Source organism: Ohtaekwangia sp., assembly GCF_036786105.1.
Lineage (GTDB): Bacteria > Bacteroidota > Bacteroidia > Cytophagales > Cyclobacteriaceae > Ohtaekwangia.
On the sequence record NZ_DAIQRQ010000065.1, the window covers coordinates 1 to 3,098 of the forward strand.

Genomic DNA, 3,098 nt, shown 5'->3' on the forward strand with positions numbered 1-3,098 from the left:
GGGTGCCAGCCTTGAACTGGCTGAACGGATAAAAAAAGAGGAGAAGAAGATTCGCAAGCAGATGGTTCTGGAAGAATAAAGAGAAGGCAGTAAAAAAAGATTGTAAAGAATGCCATCAAAGACCTTACTCTACACAGATTTTTACTTGTAGTAGTTCTCTATTCTTCTTGTTCAAGGAAATCACTTACCTCCTTGAATTTTTAATCTTGGGATAAAAAGATTGTTTTACCATTCTGCAAAACACATAAAAACCCGATTAGCTTCTTTAACCATATCTGGACGATGGGATACGAAAATAATAGCCATTTTCTTTTTGAGTTTATGGAGACAACTGCTATAAGAAGAAAGATGTTTAAACTCATGAATTGATGTTCTGCAAAACAATGTATATACTCCCAGTAATAAATATATAATTATTAATCTTCACCAATAAATGTAAATCATTTTTAATACTACATGTTCTGGCTTTAAGGTATACATATACTTATATGCAAGGTACTATTAAGCAATAGCATATACCCCACTTTGTGTATATATGTATAAATAACAAAAAAAAGATCCATTTATTTTTTGGCCTTTTAGTTGATTACCTATATTTAGTAAGTCCTTTGCAAAGGACACTGTCAAACAGATTTTGACAATAATTTTAAAAAAACCATAAAATGAATTCTTTAACATTGGAAAATTTTGGCGTTGTTGAACTATCGCAGGATGAGAGCAAAGAACTAAATGGAGGAAATCCAATTTTGATTGGTATAGGCATCGGAGTCGGTGCTATAGCAGTATATGACCTTATAAATGGTGTTTATACCGGAATTAAAACCGAGCTAGCAAAGGCATAACCTTCAGTCAATTTTAAAATTTGGCAAAATGAAAGGTGTAGAGAACTTGATTTCACTCATCAAATCATCCCCCTTTTTATTTGGATTGGGTTTGGTACTTGGTTATATTCTCTATCTCGTCATTAACTTTATTTATTCAACAATAATTTAAATCAGAATATGGAAACTAAAGATTTTTCTTTGGACGAGTTGAATGTTACTTTACTTGATCAATCAGAGATTGAAGAAATCAATGGGGGAGATAACTTGTTTTATGACTTGGGAGTCGCAGTAGGAACTGGTATCGCGAAAGCATATAAGTGGTGGAACTCTCAGGATTTTGAACACCTTTACTAATTGATTTTAAGGCCAAGTGGTTTTTGATTGTCTTTGAAATTCAATGTAAAAACTACGGCGAATTCCCAACCAATTCAATGCACGGTTGGGAATTCTTTTATAGTTATTAAGTCGTGAGAAACAATTTATATAATGGAATATAGAGCGGTGGACAGCGGAGGTTTGCAGTCACAATATCTAAAAATAGACCTCTGGATAGTTTGTACAATTTCACTTGTTATTAAAATAATTTTAAGTTTTATCTTTCACCTTATAGCTGAAACGCTCGGCATAAAAGGTATAGGGACACACGATTTTAATGTACTTGAAACAATAATTTTCATATGTGTTATTGGCCCCCTCATCGAGGCTGTGATCGTTCAGCTACTGGTTTTTGAACTGTTTGCCTACATGCTAAGAAACAATTCAAGAAAGTATGTTTGGAGTATCTTCGCCACAAGCTTATTGTTTTCGTTAACACATTATGATAGCTTTCTTCATGTAGCTTTAACCTTTTTATCTGGACTTATTTACTCGGGATGTTACGTCTTTGGCTTACTAAAAACAGGAAGGCGTTCGATAGCATTTTTGTTAGTCGCAATTATCCATATATCTTATAATCTTTCAGAGTTTTTGTTTTATGGCGATTATTGAATTTGCGGTATGAAGCTTAGGTGGAATTATTGCGTTGCATTTTTTTCTTCTACATAGATTTTTACTTTTAATAGTTTCCTGTTCCTCTTCAGGGAAACCACTTCATATTTTATCGTCTTTAAAAAGTCGTAATTTATAAAACGCGCATAATCATAAGGCATAACCGCCATTCGGGTATTTTTATAGTATAGCTCTACACAACTTGTATCTCCCTTGAATTTTTGAAGAACCGCTTTGCTTGAGTACTTCGCGTACATTTCGTTTAACATTGCCTCCTTACCAGACAATGTATCCAACTGAAGATTGTAATCCTCGCCAGTCTGACAATTTGATAAAAAGGGAATAAAGCAAAGAGCGATACACAAAATGAGATATTTCGTAGCCATTTTTAAAGATATTTCTTATAAGATTTCATTTTAGCATGTTTATCCAGTTGTCAATAAACCCGATCAGATTATAGGCTGCATGAATTATTGCTGTATAAATCAATGGGCGCGATTGTCGCTTCAGAAAAAAGGCCATAGCGTAAATCATTCCTGCAAAAAAAGCATTCACAAAATAAGGCAAACTGTAAGCAAGGTGAAAAGAGCCGAACAACAAAGATGAAAGCAAAATAATATAACGAGCCCGAATATACTTCGACAAGTAATGAAATGGTATATACTGACAAAGATACGTTTCAAAAAAAGGGGCAATGCATACAGCCAGTAAAAACTCCTCAATCAAACTGTCAAAACTTGCGCCACCTAACGGTTCATGATCATAATACGATAACAGAATCGAAAAAAAAATTGCCAACAGAACCCTCAACACAACGAAGAAAATGATGAATATTAGCGTATTCTCATTTGCATATTTAAAAGCTTTGTCTTTTAGCGAATTCATTTTCAAGACCGATAAAAGCTTAGTTCTAGAAAATCATTTCTTTATAGATTATATTTTTTTTGTAGCCTAAATTATACCTTTATCATACTAACTTAAAAATTCGATGAGCGAACTATATATAGAGTACCCATGAATTCATCCTATCAGGTTCTGATATGAAACTCCGTAAAGACAGTTAAGCTGACTCCTTAGTATTTTTCGCCATACTTAGGGTAAGCAAAAGTACAGTGAACACTAAACTTAAAAGAACCAGAGTACTTAAACTCATAAAATGAAAGTCTGCGAAGAACCTATCCCAGAAAGCGCCAGATAAGGGACTCCCCTCCCTAATGGCAGCATTAATCAAATACCACATACTTTTTAGAAATATGCTTGCTCCCAACGAGGCTGCAAACAGATTCA

The 3,098-nt window shown here is 33.9% G+C and carries 6 protein-coding genes; 3 read left to right on the plus strand and 3 right to left on the minus strand.

The genetic code is table 11. The annotated features are described in order from the left end of the window. Positions 1-662 precede the first annotated feature (662 nt). From V7Q33_RS19730 to V7Q33_RS23450, 3 genes are all read left to right on the plus strand, one after another. Positions 663-842, plus strand: a complete 180-nt coding sequence (locus tag V7Q33_RS19730) for a hypothetical protein (RefSeq protein WP_333820989.1) — start codon at positions 663-665, stop codon at positions 840-842. Between the two features lie 159 nt (positions 843-1,001). Continuing rightward, positions 1,002-1,178, plus strand: a complete 177-nt coding sequence (locus V7Q33_RS19735) for a hypothetical protein (RefSeq protein WP_333820990.1) — start codon at positions 1,002-1,004, stop codon at positions 1,176-1,178. Between the two features lie 132 nt (positions 1,179-1,310). Beyond that, positions 1,311-1,811 carry a CPBP family glutamic-type intramembrane protease gene (locus tag V7Q33_RS23450; RefSeq protein WP_442945996.1) on the plus strand — a complete coding sequence of 167 codons (501 nt, stop codon included), beginning with the start codon at positions 1,311-1,313 and terminating at the stop codon, positions 1,809-1,811. A gap of 26 nt (positions 1,812-1,837) precedes the next feature. Here V7Q33_RS23450 and V7Q33_RS19740 read toward each other — a convergent pair whose 3' ends face one another. From V7Q33_RS19740 to V7Q33_RS19750, 3 genes are all read right to left on the minus strand, one after another. Further along, on the minus strand, positions 1,838-2,197 hold the full coding sequence (locus V7Q33_RS19740; RefSeq protein WP_333820991.1) for a hypothetical protein: 360 nt from the start codon (positions 2,195-2,197) through the stop codon (positions 1,838-1,840). Between the two features lie 25 nt (positions 2,198-2,222). Further along, a complete protein-coding gene (locus V7Q33_RS19745) occupies positions 2,223-2,696 on the minus strand; it encodes a CPBP family intramembrane glutamic endopeptidase (RefSeq protein ID WP_333820992.1) in 474 nt (157 codons plus the stop codon). Positions 2,697-2,871: 175 nt separating this feature from the next. After that, positions 2,872-3,098, minus strand: a 227-nt coding sequence (locus V7Q33_RS19750) for a hypothetical protein (RefSeq protein WP_333820993.1), incomplete at its 5' end; no start/stop codon positions are given.